The 21,501-nt window shown below is 72.3% G+C and carries 20 protein-coding genes; 15 read left to right on the top strand and 5 right to left on the bottom strand.

Annotated features, from left to right (window positions below):
- Window positions 1-50: 50 nt before the first annotated feature.
- From ABD331_RS25200 to ABD331_RS25190, 3 genes are read left to right on the top strand one after another with little or no spacing between them, the layout of a single operon-like run.
- Window positions 51-443 carry a GntR family transcriptional regulator gene (locus ABD331_RS25200; protein ID WP_344479222.1) on the top strand — a complete coding sequence of 131 codons (393 nt, stop codon included), beginning with the start codon at window positions 51-53 and terminating at the stop codon, window positions 441-443.
- Window positions 440-1,402, top strand: a complete 963-nt coding sequence (locus tag ABD331_RS25195; protein ID WP_344479220.1) for an ABC transporter ATP-binding protein — start codon at window positions 440-442, stop codon at window positions 1,400-1,402. The genes ABD331_RS25200 and ABD331_RS25195 overlap by 4 nt, the downstream gene beginning before the upstream one ends.
- Window positions 1,399-2,361: an ABC transporter permease gene (locus ABD331_RS25190; protein WP_344479217.1), complete on the top strand. Its 963-nt coding sequence runs from the start codon at window positions 1,399-1,401 to the stop codon at window positions 2,359-2,361. Before ABD331_RS25195 ends, ABD331_RS25190 begins: the two co-directional genes overlap by 4 nt.
- A gap of 66 nt (window positions 2,362-2,427) precedes the next feature.
- Here the strand turns inward: ABD331_RS25190 and ABD331_RS25185 are convergent, their stop codons facing one another.
- Window positions 2,428-4,623, bottom strand: a complete 2,196-nt coding sequence (locus ABD331_RS25185) for a glycoside hydrolase family 3 C-terminal domain-containing protein (protein ID WP_344479214.1) — start codon at window positions 4,621-4,623, stop codon at window positions 2,428-2,430.
- 12 nt (window positions 4,624-4,635) lie between these two features.
- A complete protein-coding gene (locus ABD331_RS25180; RefSeq protein WP_344479211.1) occupies window positions 4,636-5,244 on the bottom strand; it encodes a TetR/AcrR family transcriptional regulator in 609 nt (202 codons plus the stop codon).
- 120 nt (window positions 5,245-5,364) lie between these two features.
- On the opposite strand from ABD331_RS25180, the gene ABD331_RS25175 reads away from it, so the two are divergent.
- The 4 genes from ABD331_RS25175 to ABD331_RS25160 are packed head-to-tail and all read left to right on the top strand — an operon-like array spanning window position 5,365 to window position 10,386.
- Complete coding sequence (locus ABD331_RS25175) at window positions 5,365-6,891, top strand: ABC transporter substrate-binding protein (RefSeq protein WP_344479208.1); 1,527 nt, start codon at window positions 5,365-5,367, stop codon at window positions 6,889-6,891.
- Complete coding sequence (locus ABD331_RS25170; RefSeq protein ID WP_344479205.1) at window positions 6,891-7,832, top strand: ABC transporter permease; 942 nt, start codon at window positions 6,891-6,893, stop codon at window positions 7,830-7,832. The genes ABD331_RS25175 and ABD331_RS25170 overlap by 1 nt, the downstream gene beginning before the upstream one ends.
- On the top strand, window positions 7,829-9,559 hold the full coding sequence (locus ABD331_RS25165; protein ID WP_344479203.1) for a dipeptide/oligopeptide/nickel ABC transporter permease/ATP-binding protein: 1,731 nt from the start codon (window positions 7,829-7,831) through the stop codon (window positions 9,557-9,559). The genes ABD331_RS25170 and ABD331_RS25165 overlap by 4 nt, the downstream gene beginning before the upstream one ends.
- Window positions 9,556-10,386, top strand: coding sequence for an ABC transporter ATP-binding protein (locus ABD331_RS25160; protein WP_344479200.1), 831 nt, complete (start codon window positions 9,556-9,558; stop codon window positions 10,384-10,386). Before ABD331_RS25165 ends, ABD331_RS25160 begins: the two co-directional genes overlap by 4 nt.
- Here the strand turns inward: ABD331_RS25160 and ABD331_RS25155 are convergent.
- Window positions 10,359-11,828, bottom strand: coding sequence for a family 20 glycosylhydrolase (locus tag ABD331_RS25155; RefSeq protein WP_344479197.1), 1,470 nt, complete (start codon window positions 11,826-11,828; stop codon window positions 10,359-10,361). The two genes, ABD331_RS25160 and ABD331_RS25155, sit on opposite strands and share 28 nt — an antisense overlap.
- Window positions 11,829-11,903: 75 nt before the next feature.
- Here ABD331_RS25155 and ABD331_RS25150 point away from each other — a divergent pair, with 75 nt between their 5' ends.
- Both ABD331_RS25150 and ABD331_RS25145 read left to right on the top strand, forming a co-directional pair.
- Window positions 11,904-12,668 carry a protein kinase family protein gene (locus ABD331_RS25150; protein WP_344479194.1) on the top strand — a complete coding sequence of 255 codons (765 nt, stop codon included), beginning with the start codon at window positions 11,904-11,906 and terminating at the stop codon, window positions 12,666-12,668.
- Window positions 12,669-12,914: 246 nt separating this feature from the next.
- On the top strand, window positions 12,915-14,039 hold the full coding sequence (locus ABD331_RS25145; protein ID WP_344479189.1) for a HesA/MoeB/ThiF family protein: 1,125 nt from the start codon (window positions 12,915-12,917) through the stop codon (window positions 14,037-14,039).
- Window positions 14,040-14,085: 46 nt separating this feature from the next.
- Here the strand turns inward: ABD331_RS25145 and ABD331_RS25140 are convergent, their stop codons facing one another.
- Window positions 14,086-14,415: a hypothetical protein gene (locus ABD331_RS25140; protein WP_344479185.1), complete on the bottom strand. Its 330-nt coding sequence runs from the start codon at window positions 14,413-14,415 to the stop codon at window positions 14,086-14,088.
- Window positions 14,416-14,477: 62 nt separating this feature from the next.
- Here ABD331_RS25140 and ABD331_RS25135 point away from each other — a divergent pair, with 62 nt between their 5' ends.
- From ABD331_RS25135 to ABD331_RS25110, 6 genes are all read left to right on the top strand, one after another.
- Window positions 14,478-15,263, top strand: coding sequence for an SDR family NAD(P)-dependent oxidoreductase (locus ABD331_RS25135; protein ID WP_344479181.1), 786 nt, complete (start codon window positions 14,478-14,480; stop codon window positions 15,261-15,263).
- A gap of 74 nt (window positions 15,264-15,337) precedes the next feature.
- Window positions 15,338-16,129 carry a S1C family serine protease gene (locus ABD331_RS25130; RefSeq protein ID WP_344479177.1) on the top strand — a complete coding sequence of 264 codons (792 nt, stop codon included), beginning with the start codon at window positions 15,338-15,340 and terminating at the stop codon, window positions 16,127-16,129.
- Window positions 16,130-16,173: 44 nt separating this feature from the next.
- The gene (locus ABD331_RS25125) at window positions 16,174-17,163 is read left to right on the top strand and encodes an AAA family ATPase (protein ID WP_344479173.1); all 990 of its coding nucleotides are present in this window, start codon (window positions 16,174-16,176) and stop codon (window positions 17,161-17,163) included.
- A 7-nt stretch (window positions 17,164-17,170) separates the two neighbouring features.
- Window positions 17,171-18,055, top strand: coding sequence for a DUF58 domain-containing protein (locus tag ABD331_RS25120; RefSeq protein ID WP_344479169.1), 885 nt, complete (start codon window positions 17,171-17,173; stop codon window positions 18,053-18,055).
- The gene (locus ABD331_RS25115; protein ID WP_344479164.1) at window positions 18,052-19,035 is read left to right on the top strand and encodes a VWA domain-containing protein; all 984 of its coding nucleotides are present in this window, start codon (window positions 18,052-18,054) and stop codon (window positions 19,033-19,035) included. Before ABD331_RS25120 ends, ABD331_RS25115 begins: the two co-directional genes overlap by 4 nt.
- A complete protein-coding gene (locus ABD331_RS25110; RefSeq protein ID WP_344479161.1) occupies window positions 19,036-20,094 on the top strand; it encodes a VWA domain-containing protein in 1,059 nt (352 codons plus the stop codon).
- Here the strand turns inward: ABD331_RS25110 and ABD331_RS25105 are convergent.
- Complete coding sequence (locus tag ABD331_RS25105; RefSeq protein ID WP_344479158.1) at window positions 20,054-21,469, bottom strand: cytochrome b; 1,416 nt, start codon at window positions 21,467-21,469, stop codon at window positions 20,054-20,056. The genes ABD331_RS25110 and ABD331_RS25105 overlap by 41 nt on opposite strands.
- Window positions 21,470-21,501: the final 32 nt, after the last annotated feature.

Genomic DNA, 21,501 nt, shown 5'->3' with positions numbered 1-21,501 from the left:
GGGCACGTCCAACACCCTTTCACTATTCGATTAGTGAAAGGGTGTTGCGGGTGATCGAGTTCAACCTGGACAAGGGTTCGGGGGTGGCGACCTACTTTCAGCTCGTTCACCAGGTGAAACAGGCGTTGCGGCTGGGCACGTTGCGGCCAGGCGACCAGTTGCCCACCGCTCGCGAGGTGGTCGAGAGGCTGGCCATCAACCCCAACACGGTGCTCAAGGCGTATCGGGAGCTGGAGCGCGAAGGGCTGGTCGAGGGGCGGCCGGGGATGGGGACGTTCGTCCGGCAGGGCATCGCGGGCGCGACGCTCGCCGAGCACACGCGGCTGCGGCGCAGTCTGGAGGTCTGGGTGCGTGAGGCCCGCGCGGCCGGGCTCGATCAGGAGGATCTGCGGGCGCTGTTCAGCGTGGTGACGGCCGATGCCGCGAAGGAGGGCGCGGCGTGAGGTTCGGCAGAGGAGGGCGCGAGGTGGCGTCGGGCAGGGGACGGCGCGGCGTGGTGTCCAGCGGAGGAGGGCGCGGCGGGACGCCCGCGCTGGAGGCGACCGGGCTGGGGGTGCGTTACCGCCACACGTGGGCGTTGCGCGACTGCTCGCTGTCGGTGCCCGCCGGACGGGTGGCGGCGCTCGTCGGGCCGAACGGCGCGGGCAAGACCACGCTCATGCACGCGGCCGTCGGCCTGCTGCGTCCCGCGCGGGGCAGCGTCCGCGCGGCCGGCGAGGTGGCGTTCGTGGCGCAGGACAAGCCGCTGTACGAGGGCTTCACCGTCGCCGAGATGCTCACCTTCGGCCGCCGCATGAACCACCGTGTGGACCACCGCTGGGGCGGCCGCATGAACGGCCGCTGGGACGGCAGTGCAGCCGCTGCCCGGCTCGCCCGGCTGGGCATTCCGCTGGAGCGGAAGGTGAGCGCGCTGTCGGGTGGGCAGCAGGCGCAGGTGGCGGTCACGCTGGCGCTCGCCGTCCGGCCGGACCTGCTCGTGCTGGACGAGCCGCTGGCCAACCTCGACCCCCTCGCCCGCCACGACGTGATGCGCTCGATCATGGCGGAGGTGGCCGATCGGGAGCTGACCGTGCTGCTGTCCTCGCACGTCGTCTCAGATCTGGAGGAGACGTGCGACTGGCTGGTGGTGCTGAACGGCGGCCGGTCGCAGGTCAGCGGCGACATCGAAGAGCTGCTCGACGGGCATCTCGTGCTGACCGGCCCGGACGGGGCGTCGGCGGCGGGGGCCCAGGTGGTGAGCGCGAGCCGTACCGGCAGGCAGGTCAGCATGCTGGTCAGGGGCGCCTGCCCGCCCGATCCGCGCTGGCAGGCACGGCGCCCTGGGCTGGAGGAGCTCGTCATGGGCTATCTGCGCAGCCCTGAGGCGGCGGCGCTGCCCGCTCCGACGGGGGTGGACGCGTGATCTGGGTGACCTGGCGCCAGCACCGGGCGCAGATCCTTGTGACGGCGGGCTTCCTGGCGCTGCTGGGCGTGCTGCTGCTGGGCTCGGCGATCGAGGCGAGCCGGTACGTGGCCGAGCACGCCCCGCCTGGCTGCCCGGGACCCGCCGTGGCGTGCGGTGACGTGGCCGTGGCGCTCGGGCAGCGCTACGACGCGGTCTACTCGGTGTTCGGCTGGATGCCGCTGGTTGCCCCCGCGCTGATCGGGGCGTTCTGGGGAGCGCCGCTGCTCGGCCGCGAGTACGAGCGCGGCACCCACCGCCTGGCCTGGACGCAGTCCGTGCCCGTGTGGCGGTGGCTGGCGGTCAAGCTGTCGGTCCTGGGCGCGGCGGTCGTGGCCGGGGGGCTGCTCCTGTCGCTCATGGTGAGCATGTGGCGGCCCGTGTTCAGGGCGGGAGTCGACTCCGCGTTCGGCAACATCGGTGTGTTCAACATGGTCGGGGTGGAGCCGGCGGCGTGGTGGCTGTACGCGTTCGCGCTGGGCACGCTGGCCGGCACCCTCTTCCGGCGGACGCTGCCCGCGATGGCGCTGGTCGTCGCCGGGGTGGTGGTGACCATGTTCGCGCTGTTCCAGGTGAGCGACCACTACGCCGAGCCGGTGCGGATCGAGCTGTCCGGCACCGTGCTGCTCGACGATCCCGATGCCCGGCTGGTGAGCTCCGCCTGGGTGGAGCCGTCAGGGAAGGAGGTCGCCGAGCCGGTCGGCACCGGCTGCCCGCGCCGGGTGGACGCGGGACAGAGCAGCAGGAACGCGGAGGCTTGGCAGGCGTGCCTGTTCGAGAAAGGGTATCGGTACGCGATATACCACCATCCGGCGTCCCGGTTCTGGCGCTTCCAGTGGACCGAGGCGGGGATTCTGGTACTCGCCTCGATGGCCTTCTGCGGCCTGGCCGTGCGCCGCACCCTCCGCAGCCCCGGTTGAAGGCCGATGGGTGACAGGGGCGGATGGGGGAGCGGCGGTTGACGGCACCGGCGGTTCGAAAGGCGTTCAGGACCCGGCCCGGACGGCGGCGAGGAGGTCGTCCACGACCTGGGCCGTCAGACCCAGCCCGAACGTGCGGAACTTGATCAGCGGGATGCCGAGCGCCAGCCCCAGCAGCGCCGGGTCCGCCTCGGCGAGGCCCGCCGCCGCCCCGCTCAGCCGCTCCTTCAGCACCCGCCCGCCCACCGGGTGCGCCAGCCACTCGCCCAGAGTGGACATCGCGGTCAGCGGCGTCACGTGGCCGTCGCCCGGCGTGCGCACCTCGGCCCGCAGCCGGATGTCCCTGGAGGACGCGCCGACCTCGACGAGGAAGGAGCCGGGCTCGATCCGCCAGCCGCCGCGCTCCACCGACCACTGGGCCAGGTCGCGCCCGGTGAGCGGCAGCCGCACCCGCTCGCTCGCCCCCGGCGCGGGCCCGACCTTGGCGAAGCCGCGCAGCGTGTGGCGGGGACGGGTGGGCCGCTCCTCCTCGAAGGCCACGTAGAGCTGCGCGACCTCCTGCGCGTGCCGCTCCCCGGTGTTGGTGACGGTGAACTCCACCTGCCACTCGTTCCCGCCGGTCTCGCGGACCTCCAGGTCGGAGTAGGCGAAGCTGGAGTAGGTGAGGCCGTGGCCGAAGGGGTAGGCCACCTCGGTGCCGAGCGTGTCGTGGTGCCGGTAGCCGACGTAGCGGCCCTCGCCGTACAGGACGTGCCCGTCGGAGCCGGGGAAGTGCAGGTGGCAGGGCACGTCGGCGAGGCGCAGCGGGATCGTCTCGGTGAGGCGTCCCGACGGGCTGTGCGTGCCGAGCAGCAGGTCGGCGAGCGCGGCCCCGCCCGCCTGGCCGAGCAGCCACCCCTCCAGTACGGCGGAGGCGTGCTCCTGCCAGCCGGCGACCGAGACGACGCCGCCGTTGGAGAGCACGACGACGACCTTCCGGCAGGCCTCGGCCACCCGGCGCAGCAGCGCCACCTGGCCGGCGGGCAGGTCGAGGCTGGTGCGGTCGAAGCCCTCGGACTCCTCGGCGTCCGCCAGGCCGAGGAACACGACGGCCACGTCGGCGTCGGCGGCCGTGCGCACCGCCTCGTGCTCCAGATCGGGGTCGGGTGTTCCGTCGGGCCGGTAGCCGGGGGCGAACGTCACGTCCATCGCGGTGCGCAGCGCGTCCAGGGCGTTGTCGAGCTTGGTGGGGACCACGTGGGAGCTGCCGTGGCCCTGGTAGCGCGGGCTGCGGGCCTGCTCGCCCAGCACCGCGACGCGCAGGCCGGGGGCGAGCGGCAGGACGCCGTCGTTCTTCAGCAGCACGGCCGAGGCGCGGGCGGCCTCCCGGGCCAGCTCGTGGTGCGCGTCGGCATCCCAGGTGTCATGGCGTGGCCGGGCGCGCACCCGTTCGGCCAGGCGGAGCACCCGTCCGGCCGCCACGTCCAGGACGGACTCGGCCAGGCGCCCGTCCCGCACCGCCGCCACGATCTCGTCGTCGGTGCCTGTGGGCGGCATCTCCAGGTCGAGCCCCGCCTCCAGCGCCGCCACCCGATCGTTGACCGCACCCCAGTCCGACATCACCAGCCCGTCGAACCCCCACTCCCCGCGCAGGAGGTCGGTCAGCAGCCACCGGTGCTGGCTGGCGTGGACGCCGTTGACCCGGTTGTAGGCGCACATCACCGCGTACGGCCCCGCCTCCCGCACGATGTGCTCGAAGGCGGGCAGGTAGATCTCGCGCAGCGTCTGCTCGTCCACGTCGGCGCTGACCCGCATGCGGTCGGTCTCCTGGTTGTTGACCGCGAAGTGCTTCACGCACGCCCCGACGCCGAGCGACTGGACGCCGTTCACCACGGCCGCCCCCATCACGCCGGTGAGGTGCGGGTCCTCGGAGAAGTACTCGAAGTTGCGACCGCACAGCGGGGAGCGCTTGATGTTCACGCCGGGCCCGAGGACCACGTCCACGCCGAGCGCGACGGCTTCCGCGGCCAGGGCGGCGCCCACGCGCCGGGCGAGCGCGGGGTCCCAGGAGGAGCCGAGCGCGACGGCGGGCGGGAAGCAGGTGGCGGGCACGCTCCTGCGCAGCCCCAGCGCGTCGCCGTCAGCGGGGGAGCCGCCTTGACGGCGGATGCCGTGCGGGCCGTCGGACAGCGTGAGTGCGGGCACCACGTCGCGCACCGCCGTGGTGTGCCAGGTGCCGCTCCCGGACGTCAGCGACGCCTTCTCCACCAGGGTGAGTTTCATCCGAGCATCCTTTTAGGGTTTGGGGTCCAGTCCGAGCTGCCGCAGGAACGTGATCACCGCGGCGCGCATGTCCACCTGGTCGGGGTCGAGCAGCCACTGCGTCTGCAGCCCGTCGATGAGCGCGATGAGCTGGGCGGCGACCGCGCCAGGATCGTGCGGCAGTGGCGGTGTGGACCGCGCGAACAGGATGCCGAGCAGCCACGCCGCCTGCCGCCGCAGCCTGCGGTAACGCTTGACGAAGTAGTCGTGGGCGGGATGGCCGGGGTCGGCCGCCTCGCCGGAGATCTTGACGTAGAGGCCGACGAGGCCGGGGGTGCCCATGTTCCTGGCCACCTGGTCGACGATGCGGTCGAGCAGCTCTTCCGGTGACAGGTCGACGTCGCGCCCGTGCATCAGCTCGCCGTCCACCTCGTCGCGGCGGCTGAGCACGTCGATGAGCAGGCTCTCCTTGCCGGGGAAGTGGTGCAGCAGGCCGGCGTGGGTCAGCCCGGCGTGCGCGGCGATGTCGCGCAGCGACACGGCGTGGAAGCCGGAGCGCGAGAACAGCTCTGTGGCGGAGTCGAGGATGCGCGCGCGGGTGCGCTCTCCCTTGCTGCCTCGACGTGGCGTCGGTTCGCTCACCGGCCTGCCCTTCTGCGGTTACGTGCCGTGGTAGGGCGAGAGTAGCCCGCGAGAATTAAACCTACCACGTGGTTAGTTTTGCGGTGTATGCTCCCCGGCAAACGAGACGGAGTGAGCGCCATGAAGAGATCCGCCACCGCAGCCCTCCTCGTCACCGCGAGCCTGATCGCCGGCTGTTCCGGCCCCGGAGGCGGCGGTACGGCGGGCGGCGCGCGCACGACACTGGACATCGCGACGATGACCCTGCCGCAGAGCCTCGACCCCAAGGACGCCAACGGCAGCGCGCTGCCGTTCTTCCAGGCGGTCTACGACACGCTGATCAAGCGCGAGCCCGACGGCACGTACAGCCCGATGCTCGCCACCGAGTGGTCCTACGACGACGCGCTCACCAAGCTGAGCCTCACCCTGCGCGGCGACGTGAAGTTCGACGACGGCACGCCGTTCGACGCCGAGGCCGTCAAGGCGAACATGGAGCGCTTCCGCGAGGGCGGCGGCGCCCAGGCCAAGACGCTCGACGACGTCAAGAGCATCGACGTCGCCGACGCCACCCACGTCACGCTCGTGCTGAGCAAGCCCAACCCGGCCATGCTGTACTACCTGAGCGACGCCGCCGGCCTCATGGCCAACCCGAAGGACTTCGCCCAGGACGACACCCTGAAGACCAAGCCGGGCGGCACCGGGCCGTACGAGCTGGACCAGGGCCAGACCGTGATCGGCACCAAGTGGGTCTTCACCCGCACCGCCCGCTACTGGGGCGCCGAGCTGCCCTACGACACGATCACGATCAGCTACTTCGACAACGAGACCGCCATCGTCAACGGCATCAAGACCGGGCAGCTCAACGCCGCCCTCATCCAGGACGCCGACCAGCAGATCAGCGTCGAGAGCGACCCGAAGGTGAAGACCGCCAAGCAGGAGTTCGACTTCCAGGGCGTGTTCCTGTTCGACCGGGCCGGGGCGGTCACGCCCGAGCTGCGCGACCCCCGCGTCCGGCAGGCGCTGAACTACGCGATCGACCGCCCCACCATGCTGGCCAAGATCCGCCAGGGGCGCGGCGCCGTCACCAGCCAGGTCTTCGGGCCCGCCACGGCCGCCTACAAGCCGGAGCTGGACACGTACTACACCTTCGACCAGGCCAAGGCCCGCGCGCTGCTCAAGGAGGCCGGCCACGAGAGCGGCTTCACGCTGAAGCTGCCGCGCATCCCGGCCATCGTCTCCGACGCGCTGGCCGCCTCGCTCCAGGCCGACCTGGGCGCCGTCGGCGTCAAGCTGGTCTGGGACGACCTCGACCCCGGCTCCGCCGTCCAGCGCATCTTCAAGGACCGCGCCTACTCCGGCATGGTCATGAACATGGGCCAGTCGTCGGCCGACTGGGTGGCGGTCGGCGAGGTCGTGCTGCCCGGCGCGTTCAACATGTTCGGCTACACCGACGACACCGTGAAGAAGCTGCTGCCCAGGATCCAGGGCAGCACCGCGCGGGACGCCAAGGCCGACCTCCAGGCGCTCAACGAGCACCTCGTCGCCGACGGCTGGTTCATGCCCTTCTACCGGATGACGTACCTGCACGTCTCCGACGGAAGCGTGACGATCAAGCCGCAGGACGGCATGGCCGTGCCCGCCATCTACAACTACGCGCCCGCGCAGTGATGCTCGGCTTCGTCCTGCGCAGGCTCGCGGCCGGGCTCCTCCTCGTGCTGGTGATCTCCTTCCTCTCCTACACGCTGCTGTCGATCCCCGGCCTCGACGTGGGCAGGCAACTGCTGGGGCAGAGCGCGTCCCAGGAGCTCGTGGACGCCAAGAACGCCGCGCTCGGCCTGGACAGGCCCGTCCTCGTCCAGTACCTGGACTGGCTCGCCCACGCCGTGCGCGGCGACCTCGGCACCTCCTGGTTCACCAGCGAGAACGTGGTCCGCGCCGTCGCCAACCGGCTGCCCGTCACGATCAGCCTGATGGCCGGGGTCACGCTCGTCACGGCGGTGGCCGCGTTCCTGCTGGGCGTCTGGGCGGGGGTGCGGCGCGGCGCGGTGGACCGGTTCGTCCAGGTCTTCTCCGTGCTCGGCTACGCGCTGCCGAACTTCCTGGTCACGCTGGTCATCGTGCTCGTCTTCGCGGTGCGCCTGCGGTGGTTCCCCGCCATCGGGTACGTCGGGATCGGCGAGTCCTTCACCGGGTGGCTGTCCACGGTGCTGCTGCCCGTGCTGTCACTGTCGGTCGGGTCAGTCGCGGGCGTCGCCCAGCAGGTCAGGAGCTCGGTGATCGAGGTGCTGCGCCAGGACTACGTACGGACCCTGCGCGCCAGGGGGCTGCCGCCGTCGCGCGTCGTCGGCAGGCACGTGCTGCGCAACGCCTCGGCTCCCGCGCTGGCCGTGCTCGGCATGCAGTTCGTCGGGCTGCTCGGCGGCGCCGTCCTGGTGGAGCAGATCTTCGGGCTGCCGGGCATCGGCAGCATGACCGTCACCTACACCACGCGTGGCGACATCCCGGTCATCATGGCGCTGGTCATGCTCACCGTGATCGGCGTGATCGCCGTCAACCTCGTCGTGGACGTCCTCATCGGCTGGCTCAACCCGAAGGCGAGGCTCGCATGAGCACCTTCGTGCGGACGTTGCGGCATCCGCTCGGGCTGGTCTCCGCGCTGGTCCTGGCCGCGATCCTGCTCGCGGTGCTGTTCGCGCCCGCGCTCAGCCCGCAGCCCCCGGACGCCTCCAGCCTGCGGGACGCGTTCGCCGGGCCGTCGGCCGGCCATCCCCTCGGCTTCGACTCGGCCGGCCGGGACATCCTGGCCCGCCTGCTGCACGGCGGCCGCAACACCCTCGGCGGCGCGGCGCTGGCCCTGGCCGTCGCGCTCGCGCTCGGCGTGCCCACGGGGCTGCTCGCCGGGTACTACGGCGGCTGGTTCGACTCGGCGGCGAGCTGGACCGTCAACCTGATCATGGCGCTGCCCGCCATGGTGGTGCTGCTCGCCTCACGGGCGATCCTCGGCTCCACCGTGTGGGTGCTCATGGTGGTGCTCGGCTTCCTCGTCGCGCCCGCCTTCTTCCGGCTGGTACGCGGCATCGTCGCGGGGGTGCGCAACGAGCTGTACGTGGACGCCGCCAGGGTGTCGGGGCTCAGCGACACCCGGATCGTGGCCCGGCACATCCTCGTCGTGGTGCGCGCGCCCATCATCATCCAGATCGCGCTCGTCTCCGGGATCGCCATCGGGCTGCAGGCGGGGCTGGAGTTCCTGGGCATCGGCAGCGGGGACGTGCCCACGTGGGGGGCGATGCTGAACGAGGCGTTCAAGAACATCCAGCGGGCGCCGTTGCTGTTGCTGTGGCCGGGGCTCGCGCTGGGGCTGACCAGCGGGGCGCTGGTGCTGCTCGCCGCCGCGCTGCGCGACGCGCTGGAGGACAGGCGGCCCGCCCCGGCCGCGCCTGCGCCTGCGCCTGCGCCTGCGCCTGCGCCTGCGCCTGCGCCTGCGCCTGCGGCTGCGGCTGCGTCCGCGTCCGCGTCCGCGTCTGCGCCCGCTGTGGTGGCCGCGATCCCGGGTGAGCCGCGTGAGGGCCTGCTGTCCGTACGGGACCTGGCCGTCGCCTATCCCGGACGCGAGGTCGTCCACGGGGTGGACCTCGACGTACGAGCGGGAGAGATCGTCGGCCTGGTCGGCGAGTCGGGATCGGGCAAGACCCAGACCGCGTTCGCCATCCTCGGCATCCTGCCCGAGACCGGCCGGGTCGCGCGCGGCAGCATCACGATCGAGGGCACGGAGATCGTCGGCCTGCCAGAACGCCGCCACCGGGCGCTGCGCGGGACCGTCGTCGCCTACGTCCCCCAGGAGCCCATGAGCAACCTCGACCCCGCCTTCACGATCGGCAGTCAGCTCGCCGGGCCGATCCGTCACAAGCTGGGCCTGAGCAGGGCCGAGGCCCGCGCGCGCGTCCTGGAGCTGCTGGCGCAGGTGGAGATCGCCGACCCCGAGCGGGCCTTCCGCTCCTACCCGCACGAGATCTCCGGCGGCATGGCCCAGCGCGTGCTCATCGCGGGCGCCATGTCGTGCGACCCGAAGCTGCTCATCGCCGACGAGCCGACAACCGCGCTCGACGTCAGGGTGCAAGCGGAGGTGCTCGGCCTGCTGCGCAGGCTGCAACGCGAGCGCGAGCTGGGCGTGCTGCTCGTCACCCACAACCTGGGCGTCGTCGCCGACCTGTGCGACCGGGTGGCCGTCATGCGCGAGGGCCGCATCGTCGAGACCGGCACGGCCGGGCAGGTGCTGAGCGCCCCTGAGGACCCCTACACCCGCAAGCTGCTCGACGCAGTGCTGGAGGTTTCTTGAACGCCCTGCTCACGGTCGACGACCTGCACGTCTCCTTCCCCGGCAAGGGCCGGCGGGCGCCGCGTACGCGGGTGCTGCGCGGGGTGTCGCTCGACGTCGCGCCCGGCGAGACGCTGGGCCTGGTGGGGGAGTCGGGCTCCGGCAAGACCACGATCGGCAGGGCCGTGCTCGGCCTCGTGCCGGTCGCGTCCGGGACGATCACGTTCGGCGGGCGGCGCATCGACGGCCTCACCGGGCGGCGGCGCCGGGAGCTGGCCCGCGACCTCCAGGTGATCTTCCAGGACCCGTACACGTCGCTCAACCCGTCCAGGACGATCGGCGACACGCTCGCAGAACCCCTGCTCGGGCTCGGCGCCCGCGTCGCGCGCGAGCGGGTGGCGCGGCTGCTCGACCGCGTTCACCTGCCCGCCGACGCCGCGCGGAGGCTGCCCAGGGAGTTCTCGGGAGGACAGCGGCAGCGGGTGGCGATCGCCCGCGCGCTGGCGATCGACCCCAAGCTGATCGTGTGCGACGAGCCTGTCTCCGCGCTCGACCTCACCACCCAGCGGACGGTGCTCGACCTGCTGCTGGAGGTGCAGGAGCAGTCGGGGGTCTCGTACCTGTTCGTCTCGCACGACCTCGCGGTGGTGCGGTTCATGGCGCACCGGGTGGCCGTGATCCATCGGGGTGAGATCGTGGAGACCGGCTCGGCGGCGGAGGTGACCGGCGAGCCGCGCCACCCGTACACGCGGGGCCTGCTGCTGGCCGCCCCGGTCGCCGACGTCGCCGCCCAGCGGGCGCGGCGCGAGGCGTTCGAGGCCTACGCGAAGAGCTCGGCGGAACGGTAGTAGCCGTCCCAGCCCAGCCGTTCCCACCAGGAGACGTGCCCGGCGGCCCGCTCGCGGAAGTCCTCCCACGCCGTGGCATGCTCCGTCCACGCCTTCTCCGCCACCCCCGCCAGCCGGGGCAGCAGCAGGAACGCCAGGTCGTCGAAGCTTTTCACCGTCTCGCACCACACGGCGGCCTCCACCCCGGCCAGCCGGGCGCCGTCAGGGATCTCCACCAGCTCGCCAGGCTGCCACCCGAAGTACTCCCTGCTGGTCATCGGCCGGTAGGAGGCGAACCCGACCCGTTCCCGCCGCTCGTTCTGCTCCGCCAGCACGGACGGCTCCGCGTACCGCCGGTCCAGGTACAGCACCCGGCTCGGCGACGCCAGCACGGCGGCCCCCGCCTGCACCGCGGCGGGCACGTCGTGCGGCGCCTGCTCGAACGCGCGCGCCGCGAGGTCGATGAGCGCGTGATAGCTCGGCGGCGCCGTCTCGCGCGCGGCCTCCGCGTCGAACGCGTCCCCGTCGCCCACCCAGCACTGCGCGACGTCGGCGGCGGTGAGCGCCCCCGAGCGGCTCACCTCCTGCCAGCCCACGACCCGCTTGCCCGTCGCCCTGGCCAGGCCGAGCGCCCGGCTCACGAACGCCGCGTACAGCTCCTCCGGCATCCCGAACGCCTCGTCGCCGCCAATGTGCAGGTACGGCCCCGGGGTGAGGGCCGCGACCTCGCCGAGCACGTCCGCCACGAACCTCCACACCACCTCCGCCCGCGGGTCGAGGAACGGCACGAGCGGATGCGCCGGCTCGTCCCGGCCGCCCAGCTCGGGATAGGCCTGGACGGCGGCCAGCACGTGCCCCGGCATGTCGATCTCGGGCACCACCGTGACGAACCGGTCGGCCGCGTACGCGACGATCTCGCGGTAGTCGTCCCGCGTGTAGTGCTCCCGGCCGGTGAGCCGGGGCCACGCGGCGATCTCCAGCCGCCACGCCTGGCTGTCGGTGAGGTGCAGGTGCAGGACGTTGAACTTGTACAGCGCCAGCAGGTCGATGACCTTCTTGACCTGCTCTACGGTGAAGAAGTGGCGGGCCACGTCCAGCGACAGGCCGCGCCAGGCCAGGGCCGGGCCGTCGCTCACCCGCACGCACGGCACCGTGCGGCCCGGGGTGACGAGCTGGGCGAAGGTCGTCGCGCCCCGGAACAGGCCCTCCGCCGTTCCCGCCGTGACCGTGGCGCCTTCCCCGGTCACCACCAGCTCGTACTCCTCGCCCTCACCCGCGCCGAACGCGAGCACCAGCTCAGCCTCACCGCCCACCCGCGCCTCACCGCCATCGATCAGGGACGCGACGATCCGGCCGAGGCCGAGCAGGTCGTCGGACGGCACCGCCACCCGTGGTGAGCCGGGCAGCGTGAGAGCGCCGAGCCCGGTGGACGACAGGAGACGAGGAAGCGGAACCACGTACATCCCCATTTTCTACCACATGGTAAGAAAGCATGTCCTGGCCTTGATGGGGGTGCGGTCGCCAGGCACGATGCCCTCATGGCGGGGGAGCGGCTCGGCGGGGGCAACGACGCGGGCGCGGTCCGCGTCGGCGCCACCGTCCGGCGGCCGGTGCGGGAGTGGACGGCCGCGGTCCACGCCTTGCTGCGCCACCTGGAGCGCAAGGGGTTCGCCGGAGCGCCCCGCGTGCTGGGCGTGGACGACGACGGGCACGAGGTGCTCACGTACCTGGAGGGCGACACCACGGGCGACGCGGCGGTGTGGCCCTCGTGGACCCGCAGCGAGGACACGCTGGTGCAGGTCGCGCACTGGCTGCGCGCCTACCATCGGGCCGTGGCCGACTTCGTGCCGCCTCCGGACGCGCGCTGGCGCACCGGCGCGCGCTGGTCGCCGGGCCTGGTCATCGGCCACAACGACGCGGGCCCGTTCAACGCCGCCCACCGGGGCGGGCGGCTGACCGGCTTCTTCGACTGGGACTTCGCCGGGCCCACCACGGTGGACGCCGAGGTGGCGCTGGTGGCGCACTGCTGGGTGCCGCTGCACGCCCGTCACGTGGACGCCTTGACGGGGTTCACCGCGTTCGAGACCCGGCCCGCCAGGCTGCGCCGGTTCCTGGACGCGTACGGGTGGCGGGGCCGTCCCGAGACGCTCGTCAGGAACGTGCAGGTGCAGATGGCCGAGCGCGCCGCCAGGATCCGCCGCCTGGGCCACACCGGCGAGGGCCTGTACGGGCGGCTGCTGCGGTGCGGGGTGGCCGAGGAGCTCGACGCGGGGGTGCGCGAACTCAACGAGTTTTCCCGGTGAAAAATGCTCAGTAAGACTCTATGTCGAACAACCCCGAACTCGGCATGATATGCGGCGGGACGATATCAGCAGGAGAAAGGGAAGCGATGGAGCGACGACCCGCGATGGTCAAGGTCGAAGAAGTCCCGCTGCGCGTCGGTGCCGTGACCGCGTCGAACTCGCACGGAAACTGAAACGCCGGCTCGGGTAGCGTCCTGTGGGTGAAGCATTACCGGCTTCACCCACAGCCGTGTAGGAGGCATGTCCGTGGCCGACACCGCATCGCGCCCACGCCTGCGTGACAGCGTCATCGTGCAGGCGGACGGCGGCACGCTGCTGTTCCTGTGCCTGGCCGAGCGGACCGTGAAGAGATTCGCCTGCGACGAATTCGTGAAAGACGTGGTGGTCCTTCTCGACGGTACGCGCACCATCGACGAGATCGGCGCGCTCGCCTGCGCGGGCGCCGCCGACGCGGGCCGCCGGGTGGCCGAAGTCGTGCGAATACTGGAGCATGAGCGGCTGTTGAGCGGGGTGGCCGCCCCGGAGCGGGAATTTCGCCTTTTAGGTGTGGCGCGCGCCGAATTCTACGACCGCCAGCTACGGCTCTTCCAGGACTTCTGCGACGTGGGCTGGTCCCCCGAGACGAGCGGCGCCGCCCTCCAGCGCCGCCTCGGCGAGGCGACCGCCGTCATCTGCGGCGTCGGCGGCCTGGGCGGCTGGGTGGCGCTCGCCCTCGCCGGTGCGGGCGTCGGCCGCATCCGCGTCTGCGACTTCGACCGCGTCGAGGTCTCGAACCTCCACCGTCAGGTGCTGTTCAGGATGGCCGACGTGGGCGCGCCCAAGGCGGACGCCGCCGCCGCCCGGCTGCGCGAGGTCAACCCGTTCATCGAGGCCGAGGCCGTGGAGTTGCGCATCGGCGGCGCCGCCGACCTCGCCGGCGTCGTCAAGGGCGCCGACATCGTCATCAACGCCGCCGACCTGCCCACCCCCAACGACGTGGCGGGCTGGGTCAGCGAGGCCTGCTGGCCCGACATCCCGCACATCATGGGCACCGGCTACGCCTACCACATCGGCGTGCTGGGCACCTCGATCATTCCCGGCCGCACCGCCTGCTGGTCCTGCGTACGCGCCGAGACCTTCGCCGACCACGGGCGGGACGGCATGGAGACCCTGGTCGGCAAGCGGGACCAGGCGGGCGCGATGGGGGCGCTGTCGGGTCTCGTCGGCAACATCCTGGCCTGGGAGGCGATCCGCATCCTGGCCGGGTTGCCGGCGGCGCTGGGGGATCGGTGGAGCGAGGTGGACTTCTGGCCGCTGGAGATCCACTCCCGAGCCGTCCCCCAGCGGCCGGGCTGCCCGACGTGCGGCGCGCGCAGGCCCGGTGGCGCGTGACTGACTGTGTCGCGCACGCCCGATGGTGAGTGACGGAGTGGCGGCGTCAACCTCTCGCCAGGCTGATACGCCAGCGCATCAGCACCGCGGCACCTATCGTGACGCCACCGGCCGCCATGAGCACGATCGCCGGAATCCGGACCAGACTCCGCACGTCCCGGCACTCGTCCATGAGGAAAGGCCAGGCGTAGGAAGCGATCGGGGAGAGGATCTCATCGGGCACGGCCTCGACGAACGCCGACCCGCACTCGTGCCCGCCCGCCGTGACGGGGAGAAACCCGGTGAGAACGCCGGCGCCGATCAGAACCAGAGCGACGAACGCCACGATCTTGGGACCCATGCTGACGAATCCTGCCATGAGGATGCGCCCCGCCACTTGCCGAATATCGTTCTAGTATCGCCCTGAGGAGCAATCCCCGAGACGGCGAGAGGGCAGCCATGGGCGCACTGAAGGGCAAGGTCGCGGTCGTCACCGGAGCGAGCAGAGGCATCGGCGCCGCCATAGCCGTGCGGCTGGCCGCCGAGGGGGCGAAGGTCGTCGCCGCCGCCCGTACCGTCGAGGCGGCGCAGAGCCGGCTCGAAGGCACGCTCGGCGACACCGTCGCGGAGATCGAGGCGGCGGGCGGCACCGCCTTCGCCCAGGCCACCGACCTGTCGCGCGAGCAGGACAGAGTGGCGCTCGTCCAGGCCGCCGAGGAGCGGTACGGCCCCGTCGACATCCTGGTCAACAACGCCGCCGTCACCTACTTCGCGCAGGTCCGCGACTTCACCGACCGCCGCTACCGGCTGATGTTCGAGGTGCAGGTGAACGCGCCCTTCCACCTCGCCCAACTGGTCATCCCCGGGATGCGGGAGCGGGGCGCGGGCTGGATACTCAACATCTCCTCCATCGCCGCCCGCCACCCGACCTTCCCGCCCGGCGCGTACGCCGGCATCGGCCTGACGGTGTACGGCATGTGCAAGGCGGCCCTCGAACGCTTCACCACCGGCCTGGCCGCCGAACTGTACGCCGACAACATCGCGGTGAACGCGCTCTCCCCGAACCAGGTCGTCCCCACCCCTGGCACCCTCTTCCATCACCTCACGACCGAGGACGCCCCCGACAACGAGCCGCCGGCGGTGATGGCCGACGCCGCTCTGGCCCTGTGCCATCGGCCCGCCGCTGAGCTGACGGGGCGCATCGCGTACTCGCAGGATCTGCTCGCGGAGTTGAAGGACGGCTGACGCTCGACCGGTTCTCATGGAGTTCTCAGGTGGAGTTTGTGGCACTTTGAGCAGAGATTTACGACTATGGAGCGATGGAGCACGTGCCGCAGCAGGCGGGTGCGGCCGAGGCTCACCAGGCCGAGGCTCACCGAGCCGGGGCCGGAAAAGCTCGCCTGTGGGGCGCCGGGGCCGGGGCGCTGGTCGTCGTGGCCGTGCTGGCGTACTGGCTGGGCAGCGCCACCGGCGGCGGTGAGGCGGCGCCGAGGCCGAGCCCGACGCCGACGCCGAGCGCGTCGCTGACGGTGCCGGACGTGTACAAGAGGGTCGGCCCGTCGGTGGTGGTGATCCAGGCAGGGAAGTCGCTCGGCACCGGGGTGATCGCGGCCGAGGACGGGACGGTCCTGACGGCGCATCACGTGGTCAAGGGCGCCAAGGACGTCAACCTGACGTTCGCCGACGGCACGAAGGCGAAGGCCGTGGTGACGTCGTCGAACCCGAAGCGGGACGTGGCGACCCTGAAGCCGGCGAAGCTGCCGGAGATCGTCGTGCCGGCGACGATCGGCGGCGGCGTGTCCGTCGGGGCGCCCGTGGTGGCGATCGGGAACCCGCTGGGGCTGGCGTACAGCGTCTCGACGGGCGTGGTGTCGGGGCTGAACCGGTCGGCTGAGAAGGGCGATCTGAGCGGGCTGATCCAGTTCGACGCCTCCGTGAACCCGGGCAGCTCCGGCGGGCCGCTGCTGGACGCGCGCGGCCTGGTCATCGGGATCGTCGTCTCGATCGCGGACCCGGGCGGGGACGAGGCGTTCGCCGGGATCGCGTTCGCGGTGCCGATCGGCGTGGCCCTGGGCGACGAAGGGGACGGCGAGCCGGGGCCGGAGATATGACGCAGCAGGAACACGACGGCCGCCGACACGAGCGAAGGAACGGTATGACCTCGACGAACCCCCTGGAGTCCGCTCATCCGCTCGAACAGGTGCTGTTCGAGGTCAAACGGACGATCGTCGGCCAGGACGTGCTGCTGGAGCGCATGGCCGTCGCGCTGATCGCCGACGGGCACCTGCTGGTGGAGGGGGTGCCCGGCCTGGCGAAGACGCTCGCGGTGCGGTCGCTGGCCGCCGCGATGGCCGGGAGCTTCCAGCGCGTGCAGTTCACCCCCGACCTGGTGCCGGCCGACCTGGTGGGCACGCGGGTCTACCACCAGCATTCCGGGGAGTTCAAGACGGAATTGGGTCCGGTGTTCGCGAACCTGCTGCTGGCCGACGAGATCAACCGCGCGCCCGCCAAGGTGCAGAGCGCCCTGCTGGAGGTGATGCAGGAGCACCAGGTGACGATCGGGCGTGAGACGTTCCGGGTGCCTGAGCCGTTCCTGGTGATGGCGACGGAGAACCCGATCGAGTCGGAGGGCACGTACCCGCTGCCGGAGGCGCAGGTCGACCGTTTCATGATGAAGGTGGTCGTCGACTATCCGACGCAGGCCGAGGAGCAGGCGATCGTCGGCCGGGCGCTGCGCCCGCCGGAGCCGCCGCAGCCGATGGTGACGGCGGAGGAGCTGATGGCGATGCGGGCCCGCGCGCGGGAGGTGTACGTCGATCCGGCGATCGTGAACTACGCCGTCCGGCTGGTGTCCGTGACGCGCTCGCCGGCGACGGCCGGGCTCGGCGAGCTGGAGCGGTACGTCACGTACGGGGCGAGCCCGCGGGCGTCCATCGCGCTCGTCACGGGCGCCCAGGCGCTGGCGTTCCTGCGCGGACGCGACTACGTCCTGCCGCACGACCTGTCCGAGCTGGCGCTGGACGTGCTGCGGCACCGCCTCGTGCTGTCGTACGAGGCGCTCGCGGACGACGTGGACGCCGACACGATCATCACCAGGGTGCTGGGGGCCGTCAGGGCGCCCGACGTCGTCCTGCAGAACCGCTGAGCCCGCCATGGTCACCGCCCCAGAGAAACTCCTGCTCCGCCTGGAGTGGAAGGTCGTCCGCAGGCTCGACGGCCGGCTCCAGGGCGACCACCGCACGACGTACCGAGGCACCGGGATCGACTTCACCGGGCTGCGCGCCTACACCGGCGGCGACGACGCCAGGCACATCGACTGGAACGTCACGGCCCGGCTGGACGAGCCGCACGTGCGGGTGTTCACCGAGGACCGCGAGCTGACGGTGTGGCTGGTGCTGGACCGTTCGGCGTCGATGGCGGCCGGGCGGCCGGGGCGCGGCAAGCACGACGTGCTGGCCGAGCTGGCGCTGGTCCTGGCCCGGCTGTTCGGGCGCGGCGGGAACCGGGTGGGAGCGCTGTTGTACGACACCGGGATGGTGCGGGTCGTGCCGCCCGGCACCTCGCGGCGGCACGCGCTGCGGATCGGCGCCGAGCTGGCACGCACGGCGCGGGCGAGCGGCGGCGCCACGACCGACCTGGCGGAGATGCTGGAGGCGGCCGGGCGGCTCGCCCGCCGCCGTGCGCTCGTCGTGGTGCTGTCGGACTTCATCGGCGAGGGCGACTGGGAACGCTCGCTGCGCCGCCTGGCCAGAAGGCACGAGGTGGTCGCCCTGCGGATCGTGGACACCGCCGACGACGTGCTGCCGGAGGCGGGGCTGATCGTGGTCGAGGACGCCGAGACCGGCGAGCAGCTCGTCGTGGACTCCGCCGACCCGCTGCTGCGGGTCCGTTTCCGCGAGGCCGTGGACGCCCGCGACGCCGAGCTGACGGCGGGCATGCGCAGGGCCGGCGTGCCCGTCCACCGCGTGGACACCGACCGCGACCTGGCCGAGGCGCTCGTCGAGGTCGTCACCAAGACCAGGGAGCGGTCGCCATGACCGACGGGCTCGATGAGGGGAGCCTCGTGACCCTGTCCTCCCCGCTGCTGCTGGTCCTCGGGCTGCTGGTCACGGTGGCGCTGGCGTGGGCGGCCGTCGTGTCGGCGCGCAGGCGGCGGGCCGCGCTGGCCGCCGCGGGAGTGTCACTGACGGGTGGCCGGCGGGCGTCGCTCGGCGTCGGCCTGACGGTGGCCGGCGTCGGGGTGCTCGCGGTCGCCGTGTCGGGGCCGACGGCCATGGTGCCGGTCCCGCGCGCCTCGGGCACCGTCATACTCGCCGTGGACGTCTCCAACAGCATGGGCGCCGACGACGTCACGCCCACGCGGCTGGCGGCGGCGCAGCGGGCGGCGCGCGCGTTCGTGGAGGCGCAGCCCACCAGCGTCGACATCGGCGTCATCGCGTTCGAACAGGGCGCCCTCACCGCCGCCAGGCCGGACGCCGACCACTCGATCGCGCTCAAGGCCATCGACCGGCTGCGGATCACCGGCAGCACCTCACTGGGGACGGCCATCCTGGGCTCGCTGACGGCGATCACCGGCAAGCAGGTGGCGATCGGCCGCGACGGCGCCGCGCCGGACATCGGCTACTGGCCGTCGGCGACGATCGTGATGTTCTCCGACGGCCAGAACCAGAGCGGCACGGACGTCGTCCAGGCCGCCGAGGTGGCGCAGAAGGCGGGCGTGCAGATCCACACCGTCGGGATCGGCACGACCAACGGGGCGACGGTGGAGGTGGACGGCTTCCACCTGCAGACCTCCCTCGACGAGGACGCCCTCGCCACGATCGCGCAGACCACCGGCGGCGCCTACCATCCCGCGCTCGACGCGGCGCGGCTCGACGGGATCGCCGACTCGATCGACCTGCGGCTCACCGTCTCCGACGAGCCGCTGCCCCTCGCCGGCGGGCTGATCTGGCTCGCCCTCGCGCTGCTCACCGCAGGAGCGGCGTTCACCGTGCTCCGATCTGGACGGGTGATCTGAATGACGTTCTCCTGGCCGTGGGCGCTGCTGACCGCGCTGCTCATCCCGCTCATCTTCGCCATCCGGTGGTGGGCGCGGCGCCGCCGCAGGCGGGCCGCCGTGCGCGTGACGTCGATCGCGCTGGTACGCAGCGCGCTGCCCGGCCGCACCCGCTGGACGAGGAGGATCCCGGCGGCGCTGTTCGTGGCGGGGCTCGCGCTGCTGGCGGTGGGGGCGGCCAGGCCGCAGGCGACGGTGCCGGTGCCGCAGACGTCGGCGACGATCCTGCTCGCGCTCGACATCTCCGGCTCCATGTGCTCCACGGACGTCGATCCCAACCGGCTCACCGCCGCGCGGAAGGCGGCGGCGAAGTTCATCGAGTCGCAGCGGGACGGGCCGAAGATCGGGCTGGTCACGTTCGCCGGCACCGCGGGGCTGCTCGTGCCGCCCACCGACGACACCGACGAGCTGATCGAGGCGCTGGAGAACCTCACCACCTACCGCGGCACCGCGATCGGCCAGGCGATGCTCGCCTCGATCGACGCGATCGCGCAGACCGACTCCTCGGTCGCGCCCACCGGGGCGGACCCGGGCGAGGCCGGGGAGGGCTACGCCAGCGCCGCGATCGTGGTGCTCACCGACGGCGCCAACACCCAGGGCGTCGATCCGCAGACCGCCGCGCAGGAGGCGGCGCTGCGCCGCGTCCGCGTCTTCACCATCGGCTTCGGCACCACCACCCCGTCGCCGATGGTCTGCGACAGCTCCCAGGTCGACAGCGGTTTCGGCAACTGGGGCGGCGGCGGCTTCGGCGGTCGCGGCGGCTTCGACAGGGGCCGCAGCCCCCGCGTCATCGACGAGCCCGCGCTCCAGCAGATCGCCAAGACCACCGGCGGCGCCTACCACCGCGCCGAGAACGCCGACGAGCTGGAGACCGCGCTCGGCACCCTGCCCGGCAGCTTCACCGTCATCCGGGAGCAGGTCGACACCGCCGCGGTCTTCGCCGCGGGCGGTGCCGTCCTGATCGCCGGGGCCCTGTCGCTCAGCCTCTGGTGGAACCGGCCTCGATCGCCGGCCCGCTGACGCCCCCCGCGCCCACGGGGACCGCCGCCGGCTCCAGCCGCTCGTGGAAGCCGCCGTCCGGCGACCGCGTGATGATCCCGGTCTCCACGCCGTGCTCGGCCTCGTGCCGCTCCGACTGCTGGAGCGCCAGGCAGATCCAGCGGGTGAGCACGAAGGCGACGACGGGGCCGATGAGCACGGCCCACCTGAAGAAGACCGTCACGGTGTTGACGTTGAGCTGGAACTGGTGGGCGAGCTGGTCGTTGGCCGCCGCCGCCCACAGCAGGCCGTAGAACGCGATCCCGGCCGCCGCGATGGCCGTCTTCACCGGGGTGTCGCGCGGCCGGTCGAGCACGTCACGCCCGCGCTTCTCGCTCGCCAGGCGGCTCGCGCTCTTCGGCCGTCCCAGCGGGTCGCGGCGCTCACGCCGCGCCGCGAGCAGGCGTTCGGCGATCGGGTACGCGGCCAGCGCCGTGAAGAACGCCCCCGGCACGACCAGCGTCGGCACCAGCACCGCCAGGCTGAGCGTGTAGTCGCCGAGCGTCAGCTCCCACCCGGGCATGATCCGCAGGGCGCCGTCGAGGAAGCCCATGTACCAGTCGGGCACCGAGCCCGCCGAGATGTGCGTCGGCTTGGCGGGGCTGTACAGCCAGATGGGCGCGATCTGGAAGCCGAAGCCGAGGATGATCAGCATGCCGAACGTGGCGACCGCCATCAGCGGGCGGGCGTTGCGCCGCCCCGGCAGCGAGGCGACGAACCGCGAGTGGCCGTTGCGCCGCACCAGCAGCTCGCGGCCGATCAGCAGCGCGCCCATGACGAGCGGGATGACCAGGTGCGCGCCGTACAGGACGGGGATGATCGTGTCGCCCGGGAAGCCCGAGCCGAACAGCAGCGACATCGCCCAGCTCCCGACCACCGGGATCGACTGCACGACCGACAGCATCAGCCACAGGCTGCCGCCCGACAGCATGTCGTCGGGCAGGGCGTTGCCGGTCTCGCCGGCGGCCATGGCCAGCGCGAGCAGCGTCACCCAGAGCAGCCACTGCCCGGTGCGCGGCCGGCGGAACGCGCCGGTCAGGAACATGCGCAGGAGCTGCAGCGCGACGGCCGCCACGAAGACCAGCGCCGCCCAGTGGTGCATCTGGCGGATCAGCAGGCCGCCGCGCACCTCCAGGCTGAGGTGCATGGTCGAGTCGAACGCCGCGCTGACGAACAGCCCGCGCAGCGGCCCGTACGAGCCGTCGTAGGTCACCTGCGCCATGCTGGGCACGTAGACCAGCATCAGCAGCGCGCCGGTCACCAGCAGGACGACGAACGACCAGACGGCGATCTCGGCGAACATGAACGACCAGTGGGAGAACTGGAAAGAACGGCGTTTGGCCGACAAAGTACGCATCCGAGGCTCCCTTTATGTTGCCTACACACAAG

Source organism: Nonomuraea monospora, assembly GCF_039531895.1.
Lineage (GTDB): Bacteria > Actinomycetota > Actinomycetes > Streptosporangiales > Streptosporangiaceae > Nonomuraea > Nonomuraea monospora.
The sequence above is the reverse complement of the archived record's forward strand: the minus strand, read 5'-3'. Positions and strand labels throughout refer to the sequence as shown.